23 protein-coding genes are annotated in these 26,144 nt (G+C 59.7%); 10 read left to right on the forward strand and 13 right to left on the reverse strand.

The annotated features are described in order from the left end of the window. From ftsA to lpxC, 3 genes are all read left to right on the forward strand, one after another. Positions 1–1,246, forward strand: a 1,246-nt coding sequence (gene ftsA, locus ACIONG_RS26135) for a cell division protein FtsA (RefSeq protein ID WP_401303579.1), incomplete at its 5' end; no start/stop codon positions are given. 67 nt (positions 1,247–1,313) lie between these two features. Continuing rightward, positions 1,314–2,510 (forward strand): cell division protein FtsZ, encoded by a 1,197-nt coding sequence (ftsZ, locus tag ACIONG_RS26140; RefSeq protein WP_016986475.1) that lies wholly within the window; start codon positions 1,314–1,316, stop codon positions 2,508–2,510. A gap of 112 nt (positions 2,511–2,622) precedes the next feature. After that, positions 2,623–3,534, forward strand: a complete 912-nt coding sequence (gene lpxC / locus ACIONG_RS26145) for a UDP-3-O-acyl-N-acetylglucosamine deacetylase (protein WP_103306209.1) — start codon at positions 2,623–2,625, stop codon at positions 3,532–3,534. A gap of 202 nt (positions 3,535–3,736) precedes the next feature. Here lpxC and ACIONG_RS26150 read toward each other — a convergent pair whose 3' ends face one another. The 8 genes from ACIONG_RS26150 to ACIONG_RS26185 form a co-directional block, all read right to left on the reverse strand. Continuing rightward, complete coding sequence (locus ACIONG_RS26150) at positions 3,737–5,245, reverse strand: sensor domain-containing diguanylate cyclase (protein ID WP_401303582.1); 1,509 nt, start codon at positions 5,243–5,245, stop codon at positions 3,737–3,739. 134 nt (positions 5,246–5,379) lie between these two features. Further along, positions 5,380–6,696: an OprD family porin gene (locus ACIONG_RS26155; protein ID WP_401303584.1), complete on the reverse strand. Its 1,317-nt coding sequence runs from the start codon at positions 6,694–6,696 to the stop codon at positions 5,380–5,382. 193 nt (positions 6,697–6,889) lie between these two features. After that, positions 6,890–7,111, reverse strand: a complete 222-nt coding sequence (locus ACIONG_RS26160) for a hypothetical protein (protein WP_103306206.1) — start codon at positions 7,109–7,111, stop codon at positions 6,890–6,892. A gap of 441 nt (positions 7,112–7,552) precedes the next feature. Continuing rightward, the gene (locus tag ACIONG_RS26165) at positions 7,553–8,917 is read right to left on the reverse strand and encodes a heavy metal sensor histidine kinase (protein ID WP_401303586.1); all 1,365 of its coding nucleotides are present in this window, start codon (positions 8,915–8,917) and stop codon (positions 7,553–7,555) included. Beyond that, positions 8,907–9,584, reverse strand: coding sequence for a heavy metal response regulator transcription factor (locus ACIONG_RS26170; protein ID WP_007916978.1), 678 nt, complete (start codon positions 9,582–9,584; stop codon positions 8,907–8,909). Before ACIONG_RS26170 ends, ACIONG_RS26165 begins: the two co-directional genes overlap by 11 nt. An 8-nt stretch (positions 9,585–9,592) precedes the next feature. After that, the gene (locus tag ACIONG_RS26175) at positions 9,593–12,694 is read right to left on the reverse strand and encodes a multidrug efflux RND transporter permease subunit (RefSeq protein WP_103306203.1); all 3,102 of its coding nucleotides are present in this window, start codon (positions 12,692–12,694) and stop codon (positions 9,593–9,595) included. Beyond that, a complete protein-coding gene (locus ACIONG_RS26180; protein WP_401303588.1) occupies positions 12,691–13,848 on the reverse strand; it encodes an efflux RND transporter periplasmic adaptor subunit in 1,158 nt (385 codons plus the stop codon). The genes ACIONG_RS26175 and ACIONG_RS26180 overlap by 4 nt, the downstream gene beginning before the upstream one ends. Positions 13,849–14,205: 357 nt before the next feature. Then, the gene (locus ACIONG_RS26185) at positions 14,206–14,682 is read right to left on the reverse strand and encodes a hypothetical protein (protein WP_401303590.1); all 477 of its coding nucleotides are present in this window, start codon (positions 14,680–14,682) and stop codon (positions 14,206–14,208) included. A gap of 400 nt (positions 14,683–15,082) precedes the next feature. On the opposite strand from ACIONG_RS26185, the gene ACIONG_RS26190 reads away from it, so the two are divergent. From ACIONG_RS26190 to ACIONG_RS26205, 4 genes are all read left to right on the forward strand, one after another. After that, entirely contained in the window at positions 15,083–15,445 is a 363-nt protein-coding gene (locus ACIONG_RS26190; RefSeq protein WP_401303592.1) for a DUF6124 family protein, read from the forward strand. 244 nt (positions 15,446–15,689) lie between these two features. Beyond that, a complete protein-coding gene (locus tag ACIONG_RS26195) occupies positions 15,690–15,995 on the forward strand; it encodes a type 1 fimbrial protein (protein ID WP_213026535.1) in 306 nt (101 codons plus the stop codon). A 111-nt stretch (positions 15,996–16,106) separates the two neighbouring features. Then, positions 16,107–16,346: a hypothetical protein gene (locus ACIONG_RS26200; protein ID WP_103304502.1), complete on the forward strand. Its 240-nt coding sequence runs from the start codon at positions 16,107–16,109 to the stop codon at positions 16,344–16,346. A gap of 149 nt (positions 16,347–16,495) precedes the next feature. Continuing rightward, positions 16,496–18,085: a PAS domain-containing methyl-accepting chemotaxis protein gene (locus tag ACIONG_RS26205; protein ID WP_401303595.1), complete on the forward strand. Its 1,590-nt coding sequence runs from the start codon at positions 16,496–16,498 to the stop codon at positions 18,083–18,085. A 140-nt stretch (positions 18,086–18,225) separates the two neighbouring features. Here ACIONG_RS26205 and ACIONG_RS26210 read toward each other — a convergent pair whose 3' ends face one another. From ACIONG_RS26210 to norR, 5 genes are all read right to left on the reverse strand, one after another. Continuing rightward, positions 18,226–18,975, reverse strand: a complete 750-nt coding sequence (locus ACIONG_RS26210; protein WP_401303597.1) for a YkgJ family cysteine cluster protein — start codon at positions 18,973–18,975, stop codon at positions 18,226–18,228. An 83-nt stretch (positions 18,976–19,058) separates the two neighbouring features. Continuing rightward, a complete protein-coding gene (locus ACIONG_RS26215) occupies positions 19,059–19,394 on the reverse strand; it encodes a hypothetical protein (RefSeq protein ID WP_213026533.1) in 336 nt (111 codons plus the stop codon). 151 nt (positions 19,395–19,545) lie between these two features. Next, positions 19,546–20,004 carry a GNAT family N-acetyltransferase gene (locus tag ACIONG_RS26220; protein ID WP_401303599.1) on the reverse strand — a complete coding sequence of 153 codons (459 nt, stop codon included), beginning with the start codon at positions 20,002–20,004 and terminating at the stop codon, positions 19,546–19,548. Between the two features lie 27 nt (positions 20,005–20,031). Continuing rightward, positions 20,032–20,934 (reverse strand): chemotaxis protein CheV, encoded by a 903-nt coding sequence (locus ACIONG_RS26225; RefSeq protein ID WP_103304507.1) that lies wholly within the window; start codon positions 20,932–20,934, stop codon positions 20,032–20,034. Between the two features lie 254 nt (positions 20,935–21,188). Further along, positions 21,189–22,745: a nitric oxide reductase transcriptional regulator NorR gene (gene norR, locus ACIONG_RS26230; RefSeq protein WP_401303602.1), complete on the reverse strand. Its 1,557-nt coding sequence runs from the start codon at positions 22,743–22,745 to the stop codon at positions 21,189–21,191. Positions 22,746–22,908: 163 nt separating this feature from the next. Between norR and hmpA the strand changes: the two genes are divergently transcribed. The 3 genes from hmpA to ACIONG_RS26245 all read left to right on the forward strand — a co-directional run bounded on the left by hmpA (position 22,909) and on the right by ACIONG_RS26245 (position 25,423). After that, positions 22,909–24,090: an NO-inducible flavohemoprotein gene (gene hmpA, locus ACIONG_RS26235; RefSeq protein WP_103304509.1), complete on the forward strand. Its 1,182-nt coding sequence runs from the start codon at positions 22,909–22,911 to the stop codon at positions 24,088–24,090. A 237-nt stretch (positions 24,091–24,327) separates the two neighbouring features. Continuing rightward, positions 24,328–24,888 (forward strand): ester cyclase, encoded by a 561-nt coding sequence (locus ACIONG_RS26240; protein WP_401303604.1) that lies wholly within the window; start codon positions 24,328–24,330, stop codon positions 24,886–24,888. Between the two features lie 25 nt (positions 24,889–24,913). Then, positions 24,914–25,423 carry a disulfide bond formation protein B gene (locus ACIONG_RS26245; RefSeq protein ID WP_025109264.1) on the forward strand — a complete coding sequence of 170 codons (510 nt, stop codon included), beginning with the start codon at positions 24,914–24,916 and terminating at the stop codon, positions 25,421–25,423. Positions 25,424–26,144: the final 721 nt, after the last annotated feature.

Genomic DNA, 26,144 nt, shown 5'->3' on the forward strand with positions numbered 1-26,144 from the left:
AAGCGGCAAAATGATCGTCGGTCTCGATATCGGCACCTCCAAGGTGGTGGCGCTGGTCGGCGAGGTTTCCGACGACGGCTCGCTGGAAATCGTCGGGATCGGTACCCATCCGTCCCGTGGCCTGAAGAAGGGCGTGGTGGTCAACATCGAGTCCACCGTGCAATCGATCCAGCGCGCGATCGAAGAAGCCCAACTGATGGCGGGCTGCCGCATTCACTCGGCGTTCGTCGGCGTGGCGGGTAATCACATCCGCAGCCTGAACTCCCACGGCATCGTCGCGATCCGTGATCGCGAAGTCAGCTCGGCTGACCTTGAGCGTGTTCTCGACGCCGCCCAGGCCGTGGCGATCCCGGCTGACCAGCGCGTGCTGCACACCCTGCCGCAGGATTACGTGATCGATAACCAGGAAGGCGTTCGCGAGCCACTGGGCATGTCCGGCGTGCGCCTTGAAGCCAAGGTTCACGTAGTGACTTGCGCCGTCAACGCCGCGCAGAACATTGAAAAATGCGTGCGTCGCTGCGGCCTGGAAATCGACGACATCATTCTCGAGCAACTGGCCTCGGCCTACTCGGTACTGACCGATGACGAGAAAGAACTGGGCGTGTGCCTGGTCGACATCGGCGGCGGCACCACCGACATCGCGATCTTCACCGAAGGCGCGATCCGCCACACCGCGGTGATCCCGATTGCCGGTGATCAAGTGACCAACGACATCGCCATGGCGTTGCGCACCCCGACCCAGTACGCCGAAGAGATCAAAATTCGCTACGCCTGCGCCCTGGCCAAACTGGCCGGTGCCGGCGAAACCATCAAGGTGCCAAGCGTTGGCGACCGCCCACCGCGCGAACTGTCGCGTCAGGCTTTGGCCGAAGTGGTCGAGCCGCGTTATGACGAACTGTTCACCCTGATTCAGGCTGAACTGCGTCGCAGCGGCTACGAAGACCTTATCCCGGCCGGCATCGTCCTGACCGGCGGCACTTCGAAGATGGAAGGTGCCACCGAGCTGGCCGAAGAGATCTTCCACATGCCGGTACGCCTTGGCGTCCCGCATGGCGTGAAAGGTCTGGATGACGTGGTACGTAACCCGATTTATTCCACTGGCGTTGGCTTGTTGATGTACGGCCTGCAAAAGCAGTCCGACGGGGTTTCGTTCTCCGGCATCGGCAGCCGCGACAGCTATAGCAGCGAAGAGCCACAGGCGCCGCTGCTCGACCGACTGAAAAAGTGGGTCCAGGGCAATTTCTAAAGATTTACCGCAGCACCGCAACAAAAAGCAGTAGGCGAAAAAACTAGAGAATGTAAGGAGAGGGAAAATGTTCGAACTCGTAGACAACATCCCCGCAAGCCCGGTAATCAAAGTTATCGGTGTTGGCGGTGGCGGCGGCAACGCTGTCAATCACATGGTCAAGAGCAACATCGAAGGCGTTGAATTCATCTGCGCCAACACTGATGCTCAAGCGCTGAAAAACATCGGCGCGCGCACCATCCTGCAACTGGGCACCGGCGTGACCAAAGGTCTCGGCGCCGGCGCCAACCCTGAAGTAGGTCGTCAGGCCGCTCTCGAAGACCGTGAGCGCATTGCCGAAGTCCTGCAGGGCACCAACATGGTGTTCATCACCACTGGCATGGGCGGCGGTACCGGTACCGGTGCTGCGCCGATCATCGCCGAAGTGGCCAAGGAAATGGGCATCCTGACCGTTGCGGTCGTGACCCGTCCGTTCCCGTTCGAAGGTCGCAAGCGTATGCAGATCGCCGACGAAGGCATCCGCATGCTCTCCGAAAGCGTCGACTCGTTGATCACCATTCCCAACGAGAAGCTGCTGACCATCCTCGGTAAAGACGCCAGCCTGCTGTCGGCTTTCGCCAAGGCAGACGATGTACTGGCCGGTGCCGTTCGCGGTATCTCCGACATCATCAAGCGTCCGGGCATGATCAACGTCGACTTCGCCGACGTCCGTACCGTGATGAGCGAAATGGGCATGGCGATGATGGGCACTGGCTGCGCCAGCGGTCCGAACCGTGCACGTGAAGCCACTGAAGCTGCAATTCGCAACCCGCTGCTGGAAGACGTGAACCTGCAAGGTGCACGCGGCATTCTGGTAAACATCACTGCCGGTCCTGACCTGTCCCTGGGTGAGTACTCCGACGTGGGTAGCATCATCGAAGCGTTCGCTTCCGAACACGCGATGGTCAAGGTCGGTACCGTTATCGATCCGGACATGCGCGACGAACTGCACGTCACCGTGGTTGCCACTGGTCTGGGCGCGAAAATCGAGAAGCCTGTGAAGGTTATCGACAATACCGTTCACACCTCCATGGCTTCGGCTCAGGTGCAGCAACCGGCTCCGGCCCGTCAGGAAGCGCCAGCGGTGAACTACCGTGATCTGGACCGTCCGACCGTCATGCGCAACCAGGCTCAGGCCGGTGCTGCGGCTGCCGCGAAGATGAATCCGCAAGATGACCTGGACTACCTGGACATCCCGGCATTCCTGCGTCGTCAGGCCGATTGATGGAATGTATCAGGGCTATGAAGGTGATTGGTGTTCAGCAAAGGCATGGTCTGCTATCATCGCCAGCCTTTGTTGATACCAGTTCGCAATTTGCGCTGAAGCGGCCCAAGCCATGATTAAACAACGCACACTGAAAAATATTATCCGTGCCACAGGTGTAGGCCTGCACTCCGGTGAGAAGGTCTATCTGACTCTCAAGCCTGCGCCTGTCGACACTGGCATTGTGTTTTGTCGCGCTGACCTCGACCCTGTGGTGCAGATTCCTGCCCGCGCGGAAAACGTCGGTGAAACCACTATGTCGACGACGCTGATCAATGGCGACGTCAAAGTGGACACGGTAGAGCACTTGCTCTCGGCCATGGCTGGCCTGGGCATCGATAACGCCTACGTCGAGCTCTCCGCGTCCGAAGTCCCGATCATGGATGGCAGCGCTGGACCCTTCGTATTCCTGATTCAATCGGCTGGCCTGGAAGAACAGGACGCCCCCAAGAAATTCATCCGCATCCTGCGTGAAGTGACAGTGGAAGACGGCGACAAGCGCGCCACTTTCGTCCCTTTCGAAGGATTCAAGGTGAGCTTCGAGATCGATTTCGATCACCCGGTATTCCGGGACCGCACCCAAAGTGCAAGCGTGGATTTTTCCAGCACTTCGTTCGTAAAAGAAGTCAGCCGCGCGCGTACTTTCGGCTTCATGAGTGATATCGAGTACCTGCGCAAGCACAACCTCGCACTCGGCGGCAGCGTTGAAAACGCAATCGTGGTCGATGCCGATGGTGTACTGAACGAAGACGGTCTTCGCTACGAAGACGAATTCGTGAAGCACAAGATCCTCGATGCCATTGGTGACCTGTATCTGCTGGGTAACAGCCTGATTGGTGAGTTCAAAGGCTTCAAGTCCGGTCATGCACTGAACAACCAGCTGCTGCGCAAGTTGATTGAGCAGACAGATGCGTGGGAAGTCGTGACGTTCGAAGACGCCAGCACTGCACCGATCTCTTACATGCGCCCTGTTGCGGCCGTGTAAGTAAAAAACCTCTCTAGTTTTTTGAAGGCCATCCTCGGATGGCCTTTTTTTATGCCTGCGGTTTTTGTATTGCCTCTACTGGCCCCATCGCTGGCAAGCCAGCTCCCACAGGGATTTTGAGTGTATTGAAGATCTGTGAATAACGCGCAAACCTGTGGGAGCTGGCTTGCCAGCGATGGGGCCGGTGAAGCCACTACATCAATCAGGCAGCCACCACCACCCGATTACGCCCACCTTCCTTGGCCTGATACAACGCCTTGTCCGCCGCAAACAACAACTGCTCCAGCTTCATCTCACTCGTCGCTGTCCACGTAGCGATGCCAATACTCACGGTCATCGGCAGCTCAGCCCCGTCAACCAATGGCAGTTGCTCCACCGCCTGGCGAATATGCTCGGCAATCTGCTGCGCGCCGTGGCTGTCGGTCTCCGCCAGAATCACCGAAAACTCCTCACCACCATAACGTGCGACCAGATCCGCCGGTCGCCGCACATTTTCGGTAATGACCTGGGCCAGCCGCTTCAATGCGTGATCGCCGGCCTGATGCCCATGCAGATCGTTGAAGGCCTTGAAGTGGTCGGCGTCGATCATCATCACCGACAGCGGTTTACCCGAGCGCTGGGCGCGGAACCATTCGTGGCGCAGTGATTGATCGAGCATCCGCCGATTGGCCACGCCGGTCAGTGCATCGGTTGCCGCCAGTTGCGCCAGTTCGTGCTCGGCGCGCTGGCGCAAGCGCAGTTCCCGAGCGAGCAGCCATGTGAGCCAGAGCAGGCCGAGGCACAGCACGCCGGTCGCACCACTGATCAACAATGCCGTGCGCCGCCAGGTGCCGAACACCTCGTCGCTGGACAACGCGACGATCACCGTCAGCGGTAAGTTGCCCACCCTCGAATAGGTGTAGAGACGTTGCTGATGATCGATGCTGGAAACGCTGTTGAAGCTGCCATTGCCATCACTGTCGCGCAGAATTCGCACCACGTTGGGCCGGTTGCCGAAGCTTTTGCCAATCGAGTCGCTTTGCAGATACGGCTTCTGCGCGAGCAGGATGCCGTCGTTGTCGATGATGTTCAGGGTACTGTCGTTGCCGATATCGAGGCTGTTGAACAACTGGTCGAAGTAGTCGAGCTTCAGCGACGCCACGGCCACGCCGGCGAACTCACCGGTGTCCGTGGATATGCGCCGGCTGAAGCTGATGCGCCACTGGTTGGCTTCATCGCAGTCGCAGCGGGTCTTGAACGGGCGGCTGATGAACATGCCGACGTCACGGTTGAAGGCGTGCGCGAGAAAGTAGTCGCGGTCGGCGAAATTGCCGGGTTTTGGCTCGATCCGCGAGGAGTCAGCGACCACATCGCCGTGCTTGTCGAGCAACAGGATGTCGCCCTTGAAGCGGGCGGTGGTCGAGCGGTCGAACAGCGCCAGATGGCGGATCTGTGGGGTAACGTCGCGCAAGTCATCGCGCTGCGAGGCAGCAATCAGGCCTTGCAGTGTCAGGTCGTACAGCTCGACGGTGCGCAACACGTCGGCGTCGATCAACTGGGCAATAGTGGTGGCGCTGCGGGTGGCCGACTCCTGAGCGCTGGCGTGCTCACGAATCAACAGGAAAGTGACGATGCACACGATCGCGATCACGCTCAGCAGGCTGCCGGAGATCAGCAGCAGCTCGGGGCGTCCGGTCTTGCCCGCAACAGGTGGGGTACGGCTCGCGATCATGATGGAGTTATCGGTTGGGGGATTTGTGTGGTGAGGGGATTTATCCCCGATGGGCTGCGCAGCGGCCCTGATTTTTCAGTGAAGACAGGGGGGGCGCTGCGCGCCCCATCGGGGATAAATCCCCTCGCCACAGCTTAGAAGACGTTGATCGGGTAGTCGATGATCACGCGGTATTCGTCGGTGTCTGAATCGATTACACCATAACCGTTACCGCCGCGGTTGGTGGCCCATTGCAGGCGCACGGCCAGATCTTTGGCCTGACCGCTCTGCACCACGTACTTCAAGTCGAGGTCGCGTTCCCAGTGCTTGGCGTTGCGTCCATCGGCACTGTACCAGTTGGCGTAGCCCTTGCTGTCCGGGTCGACCTTGGTCAGGTCAACCGTGCCGCGCGAGTAGGACACCGCCGAGGTCAGCCCCGGTACACCTAGACCGGCAAAGTCATAGGCGTACTTGAGTTTCCACGAACGCTCGTTCGGACCGTTGAAGTCCGAGTATTGCTGCGAGTTGTCGAGGTAAACGCTGTCGCCCTGACTGATGTAGTCGAACGGTGTGTTGCCGTTGACCCGCTGGTACGCGGCGGTCACGCTGTGGCTGCCGATGCCGACGGTGAAATGCAGGCTGTAGGTGTTGTTGTCGATATTGCCCAGCAGCGCATCGCCGGTGTCCTGGGTGTGATAGAAGTGCAGGCCCGGGTTGAGGCTGACGAGGTCATTCAACTGCCAGGTGTAGTCGAGGTCGTAGTAGTACTGGTTCCAGATGTCCTTGAGCTCGGAGGCGTAGAGGCTGCTGGTCAGACCTTCGACACCGCTCCAGGCCACGCCGGCCCAGTTCAGGTGCTGGCTCTCGTCGCCATCGGCCAACGTCCCGTACGAGGTGCCGATGCGCGTGTGACCGCTCTGGTTGTACGGCTTGGTGAAACTGGCCTGGCCGCCTTCGATCAACCAGCCGTCGAAGCTGTGGTTGGTCAGACTGACACCGCGAAAGGTCTGCGGCAGCATGCGGCTGTCACCGCCGGCGATCACCGGATTGGTCAGGAACAGGTCACCGGCCTTCAGCTCAGTGTCGAACGCACGTATTTTCAGCGTACCGCCTGCTGTCGAGAACGACCCCGGCGCTTTACCGTTGCCATCGCTGATCGGCAGGATGCTGGAGCCGTCCGTGCCGCCACCACCATCGAGTTTCAGCCCGAGCATCGCATGGGCATCAATGCCGAAACCGACCGTGCCTTCGGTGTAACCCGACTGGAAGATCCCGAGAAAACCCTGGCCCCACTCGATGTTGTCGTCCGCTTTCTGCAAGCGGTTACGATTCATGTAGTAGTTGCGGGCGTTAAGGTTGAGGCTCGAGCCTGCGACGAAACCTTCTTGCGCCGGTTCGTCGGCGTGAACGGAAGGGGCAATCGTTGCGGCAATTGCAATGAACAGCGGAGTGAAGCGGACTGGGTAACGCACGTGCGGTAAAGCTCCTTGGGTCAGCGGCGCCTCATTGGCTTGAGGCACGAGATGTTTCTTGTTGTAAAAGACGCACCAAACAGCTTTCAGACCACAACGAAAAAAGGCCGCTGAAAATCAGCGGCCTGGAATGACGACGGTTGAACGAGAAGAGCCAAACAACCGCGTCGAGGGAAACGGTGCGGGGCGTGACTCAGCTGTCTTTCTCGGATGCTTGAGCCTGGGTGGCGGCAGCTTGAGGTGCCTGCGTCGCGTCTTTGGCCTTGGCCATCATTTCAGCCTGATGCTGATCGTACGCCTGCGCCCGTGCGCTGTTTTGCGCAACGAAGGCGTGGGACTCTTCAGCCATCGCCATCGGCGACAGGATCAATGAGGACAAAACGAAAGCGCTGGCAATACCCATACTGTTGGACATTCTGAAAACCTTCTTGCTTGGCAAGTGCTGTTTGGTGCGGGCAAAGATAAGGTTGCCGGGCGTTGGGAAACAGCGTGATTTTCATAAATGACTGTTACAGCAGAAGCAAAGATCACACATTCCCGCAGGTGCAGAGACACTTTTGGCGAGGGGATTTATCTGTGGCGAGGGGATTTATCCCCGATGGACTGCGAAGCAGTCCTGAATTCTGTGTGCATGTTGTGTCAGAAAGATCGCGATCGCTGGTTTTGGGGCCGCTTCGCAGCCCATCGGGGATAAATCCCCTCACCACAAAAGGTCCCTGCCACATGGGGTTTTTGATCGTTCCCACGCTCTGCGTCGGAATGTCTCATCGGACGCTCCGCGTTCGGCTTTGGAAGGACGCAGAGCGTCCCCGGCTGCATTCCCACGCGGAGCGAGGGAACGAGCGGTGCGGGAGAGTTAGACGGGAAGGTGGATGCCGAACGTATTCATCCCCCGATCACTCTTCACAAACACATCCCCACCGTGCATCAGCGCAATCGCCTTGACGATCGCCAGCCCCAACCCGTGGTTATTGCCACTGTTACTGCGCGACGCATCCACCCGATAAAACCGCTCGAACAAGCGTGGCAAATGCTCATTGGCAATCGGTGAGCCGGGGTTGGCCACGCCGATACTCACCTGATGTTCCTCGATCTCGATCCGCACTTCGATGACCTCGCCCGGTGCCGTGTGCTGCACAGCGTTACTCAACAAATTGATTAACGCCCGGCGCAAATGCGCAACCTCGATCTGCACCTGCGCATCGCCGCTGACCTGCACCTGAACCTGCGCGTCTTCGAGAATGAAATCCAGGTATTCCAGCGTGGTCGCCACCTCATCGGCCAGCGACGTCGAGGTCAGTTTGGTGGCCTTGTTGCCCTGATCGGCACTGGCCAAAAACAGCATGTCGTTGATGATCGAACGCAGCCGTTCCAGCTCTTCGAGATTGGATTGCAGCACTTCGAAATAGTGTTCAGCCGAGCGCCCACGGGTCAGCGCCACCTGAGTCTGGCCGATCAGATTGGTCAGCGGCGAACGCAGCTCGTGGGCTACATCGGCGTTGAACGATTCCAGCCGCGAATAGGCTTGTTCGACCCGCTCCAGCGTCGAGTTGAACGAGTCGACGAACTGCTCCAGCTCCGGCGGCAGCGGCGACAAACGCAAGCGCCCGGCCCGCAGCGGCGGCGCCAGGCGTTGCGCTTCGTGGGACAGTTTGATCAACGGTTTCAAGCCAATCCGCGCGACCCAATAGCCCAGCGCCGAAGCCATCAGCACACCGGCAATCGCCAGGCCGATCAGCGCGATCAGCAGATTGTGTTGAGTCTCGTGGAAGGTCTCGGTGTCGATGCCGATCATGAAACGCAGCGGTGGGCGCTGATCCTTGGCCGGCAACTCGGTCAACAACACTTTCAGCGGATAAGGGTGGTCGGCCAACTGCAGGTCATGCATGCCCAGCGGGCCTTTGGCGAAGGCACGGATCGCGGCGTCCGGCTGACCATATTCGTAACCCGGATCACCACTCACCACCCAGAAACGAATGCGTTTGTCCTCTTCGCCGAGCAGCTTCAACTTGGCGTTGATCTTTACCCAATGCTCGGGTGTGCCGAAGCGATTGAGTGCTGACTCAAGCACGCTGTAACGCGCATCCAGCTCGGCTTCCGGCAACAATCCCAAGCCTTTGTCGACCTGCTGATACAGCGCGCCGCCGATCAACAGAAACACCATCAGCGCTACCAGCGTGAACATCCCGCTTAAACGCAAGGCGATCGAATTACTGGACACCACGGCTCTCCAGCACATAACCCATGCCGCGAATGGTATGCAGCAGTTTTTCGTCGAACGGCCCGTCGAGCTTGGCGCGCAGGCGCTTGATCGCGACTTCGACGACGTTGGCGTCGCTGTCGAAATTGATGTCCCAGACCATCTCGGCGATGGCGGTTTTCGAGAGGATTTCACCCTGACGCCGCGCCAATACACTGAGCAGGGAAAACTCTTTCGCGGTCAGATCCAGCCGCGTGCCGGCGCGGGTAGCTTTACGACTGATCAAATCTATCCACAGGTCGGCAATGCTCACTTGCACCGGCTCATGGCCGCCGCTGCGGCGGGTCAGCGCTTGCAGGCGTGCGACCAGTTCAAGGAAGGAAAACGGTTTGCCGAGGTAATCGTCGGCGCCATCACGCAGGCCCTTGATCCGGTCTTCGACCCGTTCGCGGGCGGTGAGCATGATCACCGGGGTTTGCTTGCGCGCCCGCAACGCGCGCAACACGCCGAAGCCATCAAGGCCCGGCAGCATGACGTCGAGGACGATCACCGCGTAGTCGCTTTCCAGCGCCAGATGCAGGCCTTCGACACCGTCGCGGGCCAGATCCACGGTGTAACCCTGTTCCGTCAGACCACGGTGCAGATAGTCCGCGGTTTTTTCCTCGTCTTCGATAATCAGAACGCGCATGACCCGCCTCAGTCTGTGGTGGCCAGCGTCGCTACAGACGCAGGCTTAGGCCGATGGAACAGCCGCTCGAGCCACAAGTATATGACCGGAGTGGTAAACAGCGTCAGCATCTGGCTGACCAGCAAACCGCCGACCACCGCGATCCCCAGCGGCTGGCGCAGTTCGGCGCCGGTGCCATAGCCGAGCATCAGCGGCAGCGCACCGAGCAACGCGGCGAGAGTGGTCATGATGATCGGCCGGAACCGCGTCAGGCACGCTTCGAAGATTGCATCCTGTGGCGCCAATCCGCGATTGCGCTGAGCTTCCAGGGCAAAGTCGATCATCAGAATGCCGTTCTTCTTGACGATACCGATCAGCAACACCAGCCCGATCAACGCCATGATCGAAAAGTCCTGACCGCAGATCCACAGCATGATCACCGCACCGAGACCCGCCGCCGGCAGCGTCGAAATGATCGTCAGCGGATGCACGAAGCTCTCGTAAAGCACGCCGAGAATGATGTACACCGCCACCAGCGCCGCCAGAATCAGCCACGGCTGACTGGCCAGCGAACTTTGAAATGCCTGCGCCGCGCCCTGGAAGTTGCCACTGATCGCAGTGGGCATGCCGATCTCGGCCTTGGCCTGATTGAGCAGGATTACCGCATCACCCAGCGCCACGCCGGGGGCGAGGTTGAACGACAGGTTGGCGGCCGGGAACATGCCGTCGTGGGCGATGGACAATGGGCCAATGGTCGGCGCATCGAATTTGGCCAGCGCCGACAGCGGCACCATCTCGCCACTCAGCGGCGAACGCAGGTAGAAGTAGTTGAGGCTTTCGGCCTTGCCGCGCTGTTTGGTGTCCAGTTCCAGAATCACGTTGTACTGGTTGACCTGAGTCTGGAACTCGTTGATTTGCCGTTGACCGAAGGCGTCATACAACGCTTCATCGACATCGCTTGCCGTGAGGCCGAAACGCGCGGCGGCGCTACGGTCGATGCTGATGTGGGTGATGCTGCCGCCCAGTTGCAGATCGTTGGAAATGTCGCGGAACGCCGGGTTGCTGCGCAGTTTTTCGGTCAGGCGTTGCGTCCAGGTGGCGAGGGTCGCGCCGTCGTTGCTCTTCAGTACGTATTGGTACTGCGCACGGCTCGGGCCGGAGCTTAAGTTGATGTCCTGACCGGCGCGCAGATAAAGCACGATGCCGGGGACTTTCATCAGCTGCGGACGAATCCGGTCAATGAACTGACTGGCGCTGACGTCGCGATCGCCGCGCTTTTTCAGAGCGATCCAGAAACGGCCGTTGGCGATGGTCTGGTTACTGCCCGACACACCCACCGAATGGGAAAACGCCTGCACGGCCGGGTCGGCGGCGACGATTTCGGCCATCGCCAAGTGTTTTTTCACCATGTCGCCGTAGGAAATGTCCGCAGCGGCTTCGGTGGTGCCGAGGACGAAACCGGTGTCCTGCACCGGGAAGAACCCTTTCGGGATAAAGATGTAACCGGTGATGGCCAACGCCAGCGACAAACCGAACACGCCGATCATCAGTTTCTGATGGGCGAGGGCGCGGCGCAGGCCTTTTTCGTACCAGCCGAGCAAGCGTTCGCTGAAGCCCGGTTTATCGCTGGCGTGATGCACCGGTTTGCGCATGAACAACGCCGCCAGCGTTGGTGCTAGCGTCAGCGAAACCACCACGGAAATCATGATGGTCGAGGTCGCGGTCAGGGCGAATTCCTTGAACAACCGTCCGACCACGCCGCCCATGAACAGCAGCGGAATAAACGCTGCCACCAGCGAGAAACTGATCGAGACCACGGTGAAGCCGATTTCGCCGGCACCCTTGATCGCGGCCTCGCGCATGTCGTCGCCAGCCTCCAGATGCCGGTGGATGTTCTCCACCACCACAATCGCATCGTCGACCACAAACCCCACGGCCACCACGATGGCTACCAGCGTCAGGTTATTCAGGCTGAAACCGAGGATGTACATCAGGGCAAAACTGGCGACCAGCGATACGCCGAGCACTGCCGAGACAATCAGGGTCGCCGACAACTGACGCAGGAACAGCGCCATCACTGCCACCACCAACAGGATCGCGATCAACAGGGTAATCTCGACCTCGTGCAGCGAGGCGCGGATGGTCTGGGTGCGGTCGATCAGGGTTTTCACCTCCACCGACGCTGGCAGCATGGCTTCGAGGCCGGGCAGGGCGGCCTGAATGCGGTCTACGGTCTCGACGATGTTGGCGCCGGGCTGGCGCGAGATCACCAGGTTTACTCCGGGGCGATCACCGGCCCAGGCTTGCACGTAGGCGTCTTCTGAACCGTTGACGACTTTGGCGACATCACGCAAGTGAACCGGGGCACCGTCCTTGTAGGAAACGATGAGTTGGCTGTAGTCCTCGGGGTGGAACAATTGGTCGTTGGTCGACAGTGTCGAGATACTCGATTCGCCGTACAGCGCACCTTTGGCCAGGTTGAGGCTGGTCTGCTGGATCGCCAGACGAATGTCGGCGAGGGTCAGGCCGATGGCGGCCAGTTTGTCCGCTGAAGCCTGCACACGAATCGCCGGACGTTGCTGACCGGTGATGTTGATTTGGCCTACGCCGTCGATCTGACTGATCTGACGTGACAGCAGGGTTTCCACCAAGTCGCTGAGTTCGGTGCCGGGCATCTGCGTCGAGCTGACACTGAGGATCAGCACCGGGCTGTCGGCCGGGTTGACCTTCTTCCAGGTCGGCAGCGTCGGCATGTCTTTGGGCAGTTTGCCGGCGGCGGTGTTGATCGCCGCTTGCACTTCCTGGGCGGCGGTGTCGATGCTCTTGTCGAGGGTGAATTGCAGGGTCAGCAGGGTTGAGCCCAAGGCGCTGCTGGAGGTCATTTGGGTCATGCCGGGGATGGCGCTGAATTGCACCTCCAGCGGCGTGGCCACGGACGAGGCCATGGTGTCGGGGCTGGCGCCGGGTAACTGCGCAGAGACCTGAATCGTAGGAAATTCCGCTTCCGGCAGTGGGGCAATCGGCAAGCGCGGGAAGGCAATTGCGCCGACCAGCACCAGCGCAATCGTCAGCAGAATCGTCGCGACCGGGTGATTGATGCACCAGGTGGAGACGCCTTTGTGCGCCTTCATGGTTTCGGCTCCGACTGCACCACTTGCGGCGGCTCGCTCATGACTTGCACGGTGGAACCGGGTTTGAGCCGCGACTGGCCGTCGGTGACCAGCACATCACCGGCCTTCACGCCTTTGATGATGTCCTGGCCACTGCCTTGGTAAACCATCTGCACTTGCACGGCTTCGACCTTGTCGCCGTTGACCCGGTAAACGAAGTGCTGGTCGAGGCCACGTTGTACGACAGTGGGCGGTACGACCAGCGCATCTTTGTCTAGGGCTGTCTGAATTTTTACCGTGACCAGCAGGCCGGGCCAAAGCTTTTGGCTGGCATTGTCGAATTCGGCTTTGGCGCGAATGGTGCCGGTGTTGGCGTTGATCTGGTTGTCGATCAGGGTCAGGTGGCCTTCGCCGAGCAGGTTGCCGGTTTCGCCGTCGGTATCGGCACCGATGTAGGCTTTGACCTGTGCGCGCTTTGGGTCGTTGATCAGGCCCTGCAGGGTCGGGAGCATTTGTTGCGGCAGGGAGAATTCCACGGCGATCGGGTCGATCTGGGTGACGGTGAACAGGCCGGCGGTGTCGGTCATACGCAGGAAGTTGCCTTCGTCGACTGTGCGAATGCCGACGCGGCCGGTGACCGGGGAGCGGATCTGCGTGTAGGAAAGTTGTACCTGCGCGGCGTCGATCGAGGCCTGGTTGCCTTGGGCGGTGGCTTTGAGTTGGTTGACCAGGGCTTGTTGCTGGTCGTAGGTCTGTTTGGATACGCCGTCGTCGACGCTGAGCAGTTTGTAGCGTTTGAGGTTGACCAGGGCGACTTGCAGTTGTGCCTGGCTTTCGCCCAGTTGCGCGCGGGTCTGGTCGAGGCTGGCGCGGATGGAGCGGTCGTCGATGGTGGCCAGCAGGTCGCCTGCTTTGACGAGTTGGCCTTCCTTGACGAGGATTTTGGTGAGGATGCCGTCGACTTGTGGGCGCACTACGACGCTGTGCAGGGAGATTACGGAGCCGATGCCGCTGGTGTAGCGGGGGACGTCTTTTTCGCTGACCGCGATGACTCGCACGGGGATGGCGGTGGGGGTGGCGAGTTTGGTTGGGGCGGGTTTCATTGCCCACCATGTGCCGGCGGCGGCCAGGACGATCACTAGGGCTAGCAGGGCTTTGTTCTTTTGGATTCGCATGCGAAGTCGGCGCCGGACGGAATTTGGGCAGGGTTAGGGTCTTTATAAACTTGTTTGGGGGTCAGGAGGGTGACGGCTGGCTGTCAGCGCTGTCAGTTTTCTCTGTGTGTATATCCGTTTTTGCGGGTGTGGCTGATTACGGTTCCGCCCTTACGGCGGGTCACTTTTTACAAACGCCTAAAAAGTAACCAAAAACGCTTGCTCCTACGTGCGGCCCGCTCGCTGGGGCTCGGGGTTCCTTCGCTCCGGGATCGATCCGGGCGCAGCGCCTACGGTTTGCTTCGCTGCACCTCCTCTCGCTGTGTTTGGCTTCGCCAAACGGTCGCTGCGCTCCCACGCCCGGATCAATCCCTCCACTCAGCCTTCCGATGTCGCCCGTGGATCAAGATCAAGAGCGGTACTCGAGCTAACGCTCATTGTGTTGAGTGGGGCGGCATGCGCCGCGTGCGGGTTGTACTTATCTTCCCTGGAGCTGCCGCAGGCTGCGATCTTTTGATTCTGATTTTGCTCTTTTGTGGGAGCTGGCTTGCCAGCGATGGCGGCCTGATAGCCGACCAGTCTCTGCCAGATGAACTCAACCCCTGTGGGAGCTGGCTTGCCAGCGATAGCGGCCTGATAGCCGACCAGTCTCTGCCAGATGAACGCAACCCCTGTGGGAGCTGGCTTGCCAGCGATGGCGGCCTGATAGCCGACCAATCTCTGGCAGATGACCTCAACCCCTGTGGGAGCTGGCTTGCCAGCGATGGCGGCCTGATAGCCGACCAGTCTCTGGCAGATGACCTCAACCCCTGTGGGAGCTGGCTTGCCAGCGATGGCGACCTGATAGCCGACCAATCTCTGGCAGGTGTACTCGGTTCACTGTGGGAGCGAGCCTGCTCGCGAAGAGGTCTGTCCAGTCAGCCGATTACTTTGGTCTGTTTAAATATGAGTCAAATAACCAGAACCTTCCCACAAGGTTTTCAGGTTGTCCGTCGGACGTGCGCTCTCTAGTCTTTGGTTGTCGCCGAAAACTCGGCGATCGGGTGTGAGAGCCCTTAGGAACTGTTAATCCAACACCAGTACCACCATAATTGCCGCCGGCTATTTGCTGCCCTGCAATTTTTATGGCGGCTGTGTGCGGGCGAACTTCGGTTCGGCCGGGCTTGTTCCTACCGGTTTCTCACTCCGCACATAGCTGCCACCACTCCGCCGCGTGAGAAACGGCTCGTGTTGGCTTTTGATTAGGAACATATCCATGACTAAGCCCGTACCCGATCCACCCCTCGAAACCCCAACCCCACTCGAAGACGCCATCCGCGCCGACGACCAGATCAAAACCCGCGAAGCCATCAAGAGCGCCCTCGATTTCTACCTCTGCCCCGAACCGGTCAAACCGCGTCAGCCCAGTACGATGTTCCTTATCCAGCCGAACATCGACACCGAAAGTCTGCTCGCCCACGCTTGCGAATCTCTGGCTTCTGCCAATGTCATGGCCGGTGACCTGGCCGATCAGCTCAGTCGCCCGCAGCGCAGTACAGCGCTGGCGATCCAGCAGATCGTCATGCTCGCCGAGTTGGCGGTAAACAGGGCGCTGGATCGGGTTGATCCGCAAACCTGATCACGCAAGAACACCGCGTCATCGTTCTTCGCGAGCAGGCTCGCTCATACATTTATTTGAAATGCATTCCCCCTGTAGGACTGAGCCTGCTCGCGATGGCGGTATAACGGTCCCCAAAAGGGACCGATCAGTCCCAATTCGGGACCCATTTGCCAACTACGCTTCTCAAGATCCGTCCCTGCTCGCGGATAAAAATTGTGTAGCCCGGGTTTTCTCTGGGCCGCTCACCCCGGAGTGTCTTGAAATGAAGCTGAAAACCGCTCTGCCGTACGTGCTTCTCTTGCTTCCACTCACATCCTTCGCCGCGCCTGGCAATCAATCCGGCGAGATCCGGTTTACCGGGCAGATCGTCGATTCCGGCTGTGAAGTCGGTCGAGTCGGTGCATTGAGTTCCAGCGAATCACGCCAGGTCGAACTCAAGCCCGGCCTAAAGCTCGACATCGATGCCTATCGCAATGTGTGCAGCCATGAAACGCTGCCAATGACCATGACCTTTGAGCCACTGAAGACTTCGACCGACAAAGGCATCGTCACCATCACGTACCTGTAAACCGTTCGGCTTGTGGCTTAAATCTTCAGCTGCCGAGTTGCGGCGCACAGGTATACTGCGCGCCTTCGCGGCTCACTGTTCGGGCCCGACTTTATGCTTTCCGGAGCTTTTATGACTTCCCCGACCCAACCGCCGGTTGACGACGCCGTGAGCGATGTCGCGGCTGAAATGGCTGACGCCAACGAAACCAAAGCCGAGATCCCGGCGTTCAAGTTCCCGTTCAAACCGGGTGAACTGGCCGCTGCCAAAGGCTCGAATCAGCCGTGGTACAAGAACGGCGCCAAGAACGGCCACACCAAGACCCCGGGCATGGCGCCGCCGGGCACCCGTCGTTCGATGGGCAAGCGCTGAGTTTCATCCCGCCTTCAGCCATCGACTGCGATTTTCCGTCGCAGTGATGGCTAAGTGCTCATCCCCTGAGCCAGATCAATATTTAACCAATGAGTGCGCTTAGAGTCAGCAGCCCTGCCGACTCCTCCAATAATACGAGCGCGCTATCCATGAAGATCAATCTCCCGGTGACCGACCGCAACGTCGATGTTGCGCTGGATGCGAATATTCTTTCGACTACTGATCTGACCAGCGCGATCACCTACGCGAACGACGACTTCATCAATATCAGCGGTTACAGCCGCGACGAATTGCTCGGTACGCCGCATAACCTGCTGCGCCATCCGGACATGCCGGCGCAGGCGTTTGCGCATATGTGGCAGACGCTCAAGGGCGGGCGATCCTGGATGGGCATGGTGAAAAATCGTTGCAAGAACGGTGATCACTATTGGGTCAGTGCCTATGTCACACCGGTGACGCAGAACGGCGCCGCCGTTGAGTATCAGTCGGTGCGCACCCGGCCGGATGCGCGGCAAGTCGCGGCAGCGGAGCGGGCGTATGCACAGTTGCGCGGCGAGGAGGTGGCGCGTTGGCGATTGCCGAATATCGATGTGCGAGCGCGGATTACGGCGCTGGCCAGTGTGTTGCTCGGTGGGCTGTTGACGCTTGAGTCTTGGCTGCGACCGGAATTGATGGAAATTAATGCTGCGGCGTTTGTCATCGGCAGCGGCAGTTGTGCGCTGGGCGTGCGCTGGATCCTGCGGCCGCTGGAGCGCTTGACCGAGCGTGCGCGCAAGGTGGCGGACAATCCGCTGAGCCAAGGCATTTATACCGGTCGGCGCGATGAGTTCGGGCAGATCGAGTTTGCCTTGCAGATGCTCGAAGCACAGGTTGGCGCAGTGGTGGGGCGTATTGGCGATGCGTCGCAGCAGTTGGCCGGGCATGCGGCGCAACTGGTCGATCATCTGCAAAGCAGCCATAGCAGTTCACTGGCGCAGCAGGCGGAAACCGATCAGGTCGCGGCGGCGATTCATCAGATGGCCGCCAGCGTCGCGCAGGTTGCCAGCCATGCGCAGCAGGCTTCGGTGGCGGCGGACCTGGCCGGGACGGAAACCCGCGAAGGGCATTTGCTTGTAGGTGAAAGTCGCAGCGCTGTCCTGCGGCTGGCGCAAGAGCTTGGCCGGGCGACCGAGGTCATTCATCAACTCGAAGGCCACAGCAGTGAGATCTCCGGGGTGCTGGAGGTGATCCGCAGCATCGCCGAACAGACCAATTTGCTGGCGCTCAACGCGGCGATCGAGGCGGCGCGGGCGGGGGATGCCGGGCGCGGGTTTGCAGTGGTGGCCGATGAGGTGCGCGGGCTGGCGCAACGCACGCAGCAATCGACCAACGAAATTCAGCGCATGATCAGCACCCTGCAAACCGGCGCGCGCGACGCGGTGCTGGTGATGCAGCAGAGCAGCGAGCATGTGGAAAACAGCGTCGAACAAGCGCAGCGCGCGGCGCGGGCGCTGGACGGGATCAGCGAGCGGGTCGAACAGATTACCGAGATGAGTCTGCAGATTGCGGCGGCGGTGGAGCAGCAGAGTGCGGTGAGCGAGGACATCAATCGCAACATCGTCAGCATCCGCACGGCGTGCGAGGTGACGGTGGATGAGGGGCGCGAGAGTCAGCGCAATTCCGAGGATGTGGCGGGGCTGGCGGGGGACTTGCGCTTGCTGGCGCGGGAATTCTGGGGGCGGCGGCGGGTTCGGGATTGAAGTTGCCTGAACTGGCGCCATCGCTGGCAAGCCAGCTCCCACAGGTTTTGCCGGTGTTCATCTGATTGGTGCACGAGGCAAAACCTTGTGGGAGCTGGCTTGCCAGCGATGGGGCCGGTCCAGTCTCTACAAAACGCTGATCAAGCCACCCGCAACGGAATAAACGCATACGTCTGCGCCGGCTCGCTCACCACCTGCGCCCCTGCTGCCAGCACTTGCCCGGCAACATCATCCCCGGACAAATGAAACAGCCATTCACTGGCTACGTCGCTCAACGGTTGCGCACTCACCTGATCAACCACCGCCGCAAAAGCGTCCATGTTCGGCAGATATGCGGTAAACCCGTCGCCCTTGAGCGCCGTGGTACGAATCCTCAGCGCCGCACAAATCGCATCCTTGAGCCGAATGTCATCGCGATCCGCCTGCCGCGAGCGCTGGATCAGTTCGACCAGTTCCTGATCAACCAACTCGCCGCCAACAATCAACGCCGGCCCCTGTTCCCAAGACTCCGGCGGGCAGTCCTTGGCAGCCGGGTTGAGCGGGATGTGCGGATTGATTTCGGCCGGATAAATGCGACACACCAATGGCCGCCGCTCGTAGATGCGACACAGCTTGTCTTCGTCAAGATTTCGACACGGCCCGACGTTGTACGCGGCAAAGGTGATTGCCACGTGCGCATCGGTTGCGCCGCTGCGCACCACCACCGATCGCCGTTCGGCGTGTTCACGCTGCTGCGCCGGCAAGCCCAGGCCATTGCCGAGAAAGGCCTCCACCAGCACGATCACCTGACCACCATCCGCCGCCCACATGCGGGCTTCGGCGAGGGTCAGGGGCACATGGTGGTCGGTGCAGCACTTGCCGCAACCGACGCAGGAAAACGTCGTATTCATGGGACGATCAATCTTCAATCAAGGTGTTAAGCAGCGACGTAAAGCCGCCATGCAGACCGGGATCGAAGCAAATTATGCGCCATTTACCGGGTCTTGGCGGTCGGGCGGATTGAGTCCCACTCGGTGACAAACGCGGTTTTCGACTGTTTGTTGAACAGGCACAGTTCGGTGCCTTGCTGGCCTTTCATGTGTTTTTGCGGGTATTGACCTTGCAGCAACACGGCGGTGTAACCGACGCGGTCATCGAATTGCGCGGGAGTGCCGACGGGTTTGGCATTTTTCAAACCGCTGGCCTTGGTGCAACTGGCGAGGACTGTCTTGTCGTAGGCCGCCCAGGCGTCGGGGCTGGAGGCGTGGGCCTGAGAGGCGAGGGCGGTGAGGCAGAGCAGGCTGAGCAAACTGAGGGTCACGGTTTTCATGGTGGACGTCCTTGGGTAGTGGCCAAGGTTGGAGTATGCCTCAGGGTGAAAAGTTGTCTTTGAGGTCGCCATCGCTGGCAAGCCAGCTCCCACAAGAGTTGTGAGCGGCGCCGATCTCTGTGGGAGCTGGCTTGCCAGTGATGACGGACGATCAGTCCGGCACAATCTCCCGGCGGACCACATACATCCCTGCACTTTCATACAACCGCTGCGCCCGAACGTTATCTTCCAGCACCTTTAAATCGACAAACCCTTCACGCCGCTGTTGAAACGCTATGAATGCATTCAACAGCAACGCCCGGCCCAAACCTCGACCCTGAGCGCGCGGATGCACTACCAGATTCTTGATATAGGCACTGGTCCAGCACTGCGCCACACCGACGACACCCTCGGCATCCATGGCGATGAAGCACAGTTGCGGATCGTATTCCGGATCGCGTTCAAAGCGTTGCTGCCAGACCTCGAGCGCTGGGACCCGACCGCCTCCTTGTAGGTAGCCGAGTTGCATCAGGTCATACACGGCGGGCGCCAGTTGCGGTTGGTAAGTGCTGATCTCGATACCTTTCGGCCAGACGATATCCGGCACGGCGGTGCCCAGATCCCGCCGCATCAAAAAGCAATACGTCTCGCCCAAGGTTCAGTGACCGTTGGCGGCGACGTGTTTGGCCGCTTCGATCAGGCGCTGGGTCAGTTCCGGCGACGAGAACTTGGTCAACACGGCATTGGCCCCGGCCAGTCGCGCTTTTTCGCTGTTCATCGCGCTGTCGAGCGAGGTGTGCAGCAGCACGTAAAGGTGGGAGAAATCCGGAGTCTCGCGCAAGGTGCGGGTGAAGGCGTAACCGTCCATCTCGGACATTTCGATGTCGGAGACGATCAGGTTGATCTGCTGCGCTGTGCCTTGCAGGTCGAGCAGGCAGTCGATGGCTTCCTTGGCACTGCGCGCGGTGTGGCATTGCAGGCCGAGGTTGCGCAGGGTGTGCACCGATTGCTGCAACGCCACCTGGCTGTCGTCGACCACCAGAATGCGTGCGTTGCCAAGGACGTCGGCGTCTTCCATGGACAGGTCGGTCGGGGCCATTTCGATCTGTGCCGGGGCGATGCTGTGGATGACTTTTTCGATGTCCAGCACTTGCACCAGCGTACCGTCCACCGAGGTCACGCCGGTGATATAGGCGCGCGAACCACCGGAGCCGAACGGCGGCGGTTTGATGTCAGTGGTCAGACAGTGGACGATTTTGCTCACCGCCTGAACGTGCAGACCCTGTTTGGACCGGCTGACGTCGGTGACGATCAGGCAACCGCCGTTCGGGTCTTCCAGTGGGCGCTCGCCGATGGCGCGGCTGAGGTCGATCACCGACAGTGAAGCACCACGCAACGTGGCGATGCCTTTGACGTGCGGGTGCGACTCCGGCAGCTTGGTCAGCGGCGGGCAAGGGATGATTTCACTGACTTTCAGCAGGTTGATCGCCATCAGCTTGCCGCTGCGCAAAGTGAACAGCAGAAGCGAAAGTGAATCTGCGCGGGCTTTGGTGGAAGACATATAAACCTTCTGTGGAAAAAGGTGATGGGCGAGGGTGCAAATCGCCAGAAACTATTGATGCCGGGTTATCGGCGTCAAAAGGTTGGGCTTTAGGTTGGTTGTCGGGTGGGCAGGGATGTATCTGTGGTGAGGGGATTTATCCCCGATGGGGCGCGCAGCGGCCCTGCTCCTTATTTCAAAAGAAGGGACTGCTTCGCAGTCTATCGGGGATAAATCCCCTCACCACAGGGACTCATTCGAGCAACAGGAAGTGACTATTTCATGCCCAGGCGTTTGGCCATTCTGCCGAGGTTGGCTCTATCCAGCCCCAACTCCCGCGCCGCACTCGCCCAGTTATCCTGATTGCGCTCCAGCGCCGCAGCAATTAGTCGCCGCTGATATTCCTCGGTAGCGGCGCGCAGATCCCCGCTGATCAGCGGTAACGAAGCCACCACCCCGGCAACCGGCTCAACCGGGTTATCCACAACCTCCCGCGGCAAATCGAGATCGGCGGCACTTAAACTGAGAATCTTCGGCCTTACCTTGCAGTTGCCGAGCGCCTTCAACGCACTGCGTCCGATCAAATGTTCGAGTTCACGCACGTTGCCCGGCCAAGTGTAGGCGAGCAGCGCTTCCTGGGCGTCGCTGTTGAGGCGCAGACTGTTGAGGCCCATGCGTGAGCGGTTCTGTTCGAGGAAGAAGCCGCTGAGCAGCAACACATCACGCCCGCGATCACGCAGGGCCGGCACCCGCAGCGGGTACACGCTCAGGCGATGATAGAAGTCGGCACGATAGCGACCGCTGCGCACTTCTTCGGCCAAGTCGCGATTGGTCGCGGCGATCAGGCGTACATCGACCTGATGTTCCTTGTCCGAGCCCAGGCGCTGCAACTGGCCGCTCTGCAATACGCGCAGCAATTTGGCCTGCACGGTCAGCGACAACTCGCCGACTTCGTCGAGAAACAGCGTGCCGCCATTGGCCAGTTCGAATTTGCCGCGACGGTCGCTGGTGGCGCCGGTGAACGCGCCGCGCACGTGGCCGAACAGTTCGCTTTCCACCAGCGTGTCCGGCAGCGCGGCGCAATTGAGGCTGATGATCGGCTTGTCGGCGCGCGGTGAGGCGGCGTGAATGGCCTGAGCCACCAGTTCCTTGCCGACCCCGGTTTCGCCGGTGATCAACACGGTCAGGTCACTGCCGCCGACCAGATTGATTTCCTCCACCAAACGTTTCAGTGCTTTGCTCTGGCCGATCATTTCGCGGTTCTGCTGACCGCTGGCCTGACGGTAGACCTCGGCGCGCTGGTGTTCGTCTTCGGCACGGATTGCCAGCCGCTCGATGCGTTCGGCAGCGTTGACCGTGGCCGAGGCGAGGCTGGCGAAGGCTTGCAGGGCATCCAGTTCGATGGGTTCGAAACGTTCGGGATCAAGGGCGTCGAGGGTGATCAGGCCCCAGAGTTTTTCATCGACGAACAATGGGCAGCCGAGGCAGTCGTGGACTTCAAGGTGATCGTCGAGGCCATCAACCAGGCCGTCGTAAGGATCGGGCAAGTCGCTGTCGGCGGCGAAACGGGTCGGCCCATTCCCGGCCAGCAAAATCTCGAAACGCGGATGCTCGCTGACCTTGAAGCGCCGACCGAGGGTGTCTGCACTCAAACCATCGACCGCCAGCGGCACCAGCGATTCGCCGTCCAGGCGCAGCAGTGCGGCGGCATCGCACGGCAGCAGGGCGCGCATGGCTTCGAGCAAGCGTCGGTAACGTTCGCCCTCAGGCAATTCGCGGGACAGGTCGGAAACCAGAGGCAGCAGAGCGGTGAGCAGGGATTTGGCAGTCATGGTGTTGTAGTCAAAGAGACAAGATGTAGTCGCGATGACTATAAGGTGCTTTGAGTCGATTTGACTACGTTGTTTTTAAGTTATTGATTTATAAAGATAAATAAGTTGGCACGGAAACTGATAAACCCAAGGTAACTTTTCATCGAAGCTCAGGAGTCACCCCATGCTTAGCGTCCAGGATCGTGCCATCGTCAAATCCACCGTGCCTCTGCTGGAAAGCGGTGGTGAAGCGCTGATCACCCACTTCTACCGGATGATGCTCGCCGAATACCCGGAAGTTCGCCCATTGTTCAACCAGGCGCATCAGGCCAGCGGCGATCAGCCCCGGGCTTTGGCCAACGGCGTGTTGATGTATGCCCGTCACATCGACCAGCTCGACCAGTTGGGGGATCTGGTGGCGAAGATCATCAACAAGCACGTCGCTCTGCAAATCCTGCCGGAGCACTACCCGATCGTCGGTGCCTGCCTGTTGCGCGCCATCTCCGAAGTGCTCGGCGAAGAAATCGCCACGCCAGAAGTGATGAGTGCGTGGGGCGCGGCATACGGACAACTGGCCGATATCCTGATCGGCGCCGAAACGGCGATCTACGACCAGAAAGAACAAGCCGTCGGCGGCTGGCGCGGGGCGCGCGAGTTTATCGTCGCGGCCAAGGTCGAGGAGAGCGCGGAAATCATTTCGTTCTACTTCGAACCGGCCGACAAAGGTCCGATCCTCGCGGCTGAGCCCGGCCAGTACATCGGCATGAAACTGATCCTCGACGGCGAGGAAATCCGCCGCAACTATTCGCTGTCAGCGCTGGCAAACAAAGGTCAGTACCGCATCAGCGTCAAGCGTGAACCGGGTGGCCGTGCTTCCAATCACTTGCACGATCAACTGCATGTCGGCGCAAGCATTCAGCTGTTCCCGCCATCGGGCGAATTCACCCTGACTGCCAGCGACAAGCCGTTGGTGCTGATCAGCGGCGGCGTCGGCATCACGCCAACCTTGGCGATGCTGGAAGCGGCGCTGGAGACTGAACGTCCGGTGCACTTTATCCACTGCGCGCGCAATGGCAGCGTGCATGCGTTCCGCGACTGGATCGACGGCCTGGCCGAGCGTCATCCGCAACTCAAGCGCTTCTACTGCTACGCCGAAGACGATGGTGTGAGCCCAGCGGCGGACAAGGTCGGGATGTTGAGTCAGGAGTTGCTCGGCGAGTGGTTGCCCCAGCAGCGTGATGTCGACGCTTACTTCCTTGGGCCGAAGGGGTTCATGGGGGCGATCAAGCGCCATCTGAAAGCGCTGGGCGTGCCGGAGCAGCAGAGCCGTTACGAGTTCTTCGGGCCGGCTTCTGCTCTGGAATAATTCCTGAGACCGAGTCGTCTGCATCGCGGGCAAGCCCGCTCCCACAGGATTTGTGGCGTGCACAGAGTTTGTGAATGACGCTGGAACCTGTGGGAGCGGGCTTGCCCGCGATTGGCCGTTACACGGTCTTGATTCTTAAAAAGTGTTTAAAGGTTAATCGTTTCTTAACCGGTTTATCGTTTATTCCCCGATGCTGATGATAGGCGCTCGTTCGTTTACCTGATCAGGATCGCCCTCATGTCGCACCTCACCTTCGCCCGTCGTATCAGCTTCGCTGCCCTGAGCCTGTCGGCCACTTTGCTGGCCAGCCCGTTTGCTTCTGCCGAATCTGCCTTGATCACACCGCAGACCCTGATTGTCGATCAGAGCCTGCCCAAGGCACAGGCTGCAGCCATGGAACTGGCAGCACGGCGTTACGGCAGTTTCTGGAACAGTGGCGAAGAGGCACTGGCCACGGCCGCCTTGTCGCCGCAGTTTGTCGACAAGACGCCGCCCGAAGGCCGGGTGCAGGGGCCGACGGGGCCGTTGCTGGCGTCGAGGTTCTTTCGCACGGCGGTGCCGGATTTGAGCTGCGACATCGAGCAAATGATCGTCGCCGGAGATCGCGTGGTGGTGCATCTGCACTTTCGCGGGCATTTCACTGGCACGTTCAAGGCTCTCAAAGGGCAGGGCCAGCGTGTAGACTTCCGGGCAACCGATATCTATCAGATCGACAACGGTCGCATCGCGGCCAATTGGCATATCGAAGACAACATCAGCCTGATGGCGCAACTGCAAGCGCAGCCGCCGGCCAGCTGAACCATGGACATACAAGGGAAACGCGATGAGCGAGGAAACGATTCGATTGGGACGTGAGCGGCGCTTTCTGGTGCTGCTGGGCATTATCTGCCTGGCATTGATCGGTGGCGCGCTGTACATGCAGATCGTGCTCGGCGAGGCGCCGTGCCCGCTGTGCATCTTGCAGCGTTATGCATTGCTGCTGATCGCGCTGTTCGCCTTCATTGGCGCGGCCATGCGCACGCGGCGCAGCATCACCGTGTTTGAAGTGCTGGTGGTGATTTGTGCGATAGCCGGGGCCGGTGTGGCCGGGCATCACGTGTACACCCAGTTCTATCCGGCGGTGAGCTGCGGCATCGATGTGTTGCAGCCGATTGTCGATGATCTGCCGCTGGCGAAGATCTTCCCGCTGGGCTTCCAGGTCGACGGTTTCTGCTCGACGCCGTACCCGCCGATCCTCGGCCTGTCGTTGGCGCAATGGGCACTGGTGGCATTTGTATTGGTGGTGATCCTGGTGCCGCTGCTGACCTCGCGTAACCGAAAAGCACTGCGCTGAATCAACTATTCGGCGCATTGGCCGATACAGAAAACGCCTCGATTTGCGTATCAGCAAATCGGGGCGTTTTGCATTTCAGAGTGTTTGTGAAAACACCGTGACGAACGGCAAGGGAGGGTGTGACAGGTGTGCGACATGTTGTCACACACGCCGTGTCGCAGGTCTCTTCAGTGACGCGGATTGGTGTGCTGTTACAAAAAAGGATTGGTCTGTTTCGGTGTTTTTGCGCTTTTGCACGTGTGTGCCAGATCAGGCAGTTTTAACAAGACCTGGCAGATGGCCAAAAGCCTTGGGGTATCGGGCTTTGCGCTGATCGGGCTTGCAGAAAATGCCCTCAGAGCTGTCTGAATTGAGGCGGGTACACCTACAAATTTTGTTGTTTTTGTTGAGAATCGATTTCGATAACATGCGGCACTTTTGCAAAAATGGCGATGGATTGTTGCTCGAACGGATAAAAATTATTTCGGGATAAGACATGGTGTATAGGGCGCTACCTATCTACAATCGCCCGCACTGAATTCCCGGCACTGTTCAGCCTTTATTAAGGAGCGAGCAGGAAGTCGGGTGTCGAGTAAGTCGTGAGGCTTTCAAGACACCCAGGTGTCGGTGCCTTCCAACTTTCCGCACCAAATGGAATTGGTCTGTAACAAGGCCTTTGACCACGAATTCGAATAAGAACTGACCGCTGTCCCAGACCAATTCCATTTGGTGCGGAAAGTTG

This window comes from Pseudomonas sp. NPDC087817 (genome assembly GCF_044742875.1).
Classification (GTDB): domain Bacteria; phylum Pseudomonadota; class Gammaproteobacteria; order Pseudomonadales; family Pseudomonadaceae; genus Aquipseudomonas.

Excerpts from the sequence above, each read along its gene's own strand:
- ACIONG_RS26170 (WP_007916978.1), bottom strand. The coding sequence starts at position 9,584 with ATGCGCGTTCTGATTATCGAAGACGAGGAAAAAACCGCGGACTATCTG.
- ACIONG_RS26215 (WP_213026533.1), bottom strand. The coding sequence starts at position 19,394 with ATGAAAACCGTGACCCTCAGTTTGCTCAGCCTGCTCTGCCTCACCGCC.
- ftsZ (WP_016986475.1), top strand. The coding sequence starts at position 1,314 with ATGTTCGAACTCGTAGACAACATCCCCGCAAGCCCGGTAATCAAAGTT.
- ACIONG_RS26150 (WP_401303582.1), bottom strand. The coding sequence starts at position 5,245 with ATGATCGCGAGCCGTACCCCACCTGTTGCGGGCAAGACCGGACGCCCC.
- ACIONG_RS26245 (WP_025109264.1), top strand. The coding sequence starts at position 24,914 with ATGAGCGAGGAAACGATTCGATTGGGACGTGAGCGGCGCTTTCTGGTG.
- ACIONG_RS26220 (WP_401303599.1), bottom strand. The coding sequence starts at position 20,004 with ATGCGGCGGGATCTGGGCACCGCCGTGCCGGATATCGTCTGGCCGAAA.
- ACIONG_RS26210 (WP_401303597.1), bottom strand. The coding sequence starts at position 18,975 with ATGAATACGACGTTTTCCTGCGTCGGTTGCGGCAAGTGCTGCACCGAC.
- ACIONG_RS26190 (WP_401303592.1), top strand. The coding sequence starts at position 15,083 with ATGACTAAGCCCGTACCCGATCCACCCCTCGAAACCCCAACCCCACTC.
- lpxC (WP_103306209.1), top strand. The coding sequence starts at position 2,623 with ATGATTAAACAACGCACACTGAAAAATATTATCCGTGCCACAGGTGTA.
- hmpA (WP_103304509.1), top strand. The coding sequence starts at position 22,909 with ATGCTTAGCGTCCAGGATCGTGCCATCGTCAAATCCACCGTGCCTCTG.
- ACIONG_RS26225 (WP_103304507.1), bottom strand. The coding sequence starts at position 20,934 with ATGTCTTCCACCAAAGCCCGCGCAGATTCACTTTCGCTTCTGCTGTTC.
- ACIONG_RS26240 (WP_401303604.1), top strand. The coding sequence starts at position 24,328 with ATGTCGCACCTCACCTTCGCCCGTCGTATCAGCTTCGCTGCCCTGAGC.
- ACIONG_RS26195 (WP_213026535.1), top strand. The coding sequence starts at position 15,690 with ATGAAGCTGAAAACCGCTCTGCCGTACGTGCTTCTCTTGCTTCCACTC.
- ACIONG_RS26175 (WP_103306203.1), bottom strand. The coding sequence starts at position 12,694 with ATGAAGGCGCACAAAGGCGTCTCCACCTGGTGCATCAATCACCCGGTC.
- norR (WP_401303602.1), bottom strand. The coding sequence starts at position 22,745 with ATGACTGCCAAATCCCTGCTCACCGCTCTGCTGCCTCTGGTTTCCGAC.
- ACIONG_RS26205 (WP_401303595.1), top strand. The coding sequence starts at position 16,496 with ATGAAGATCAATCTCCCGGTGACCGACCGCAACGTCGATGTTGCGCTG.
- ACIONG_RS26180 (WP_401303588.1), bottom strand. The coding sequence starts at position 13,848 with ATGCGAATCCAAAAGAACAAAGCCCTGCTAGCCCTAGTGATCGTCCTG.
- ACIONG_RS26200 (WP_103304502.1), top strand. The coding sequence starts at position 16,107 with ATGACTTCCCCGACCCAACCGCCGGTTGACGACGCCGTGAGCGATGTC.
- ACIONG_RS26160 (WP_103306206.1), bottom strand. The coding sequence starts at position 7,111 with ATGTCCAACAGTATGGGTATTGCCAGCGCTTTCGTTTTGTCCTCATTG.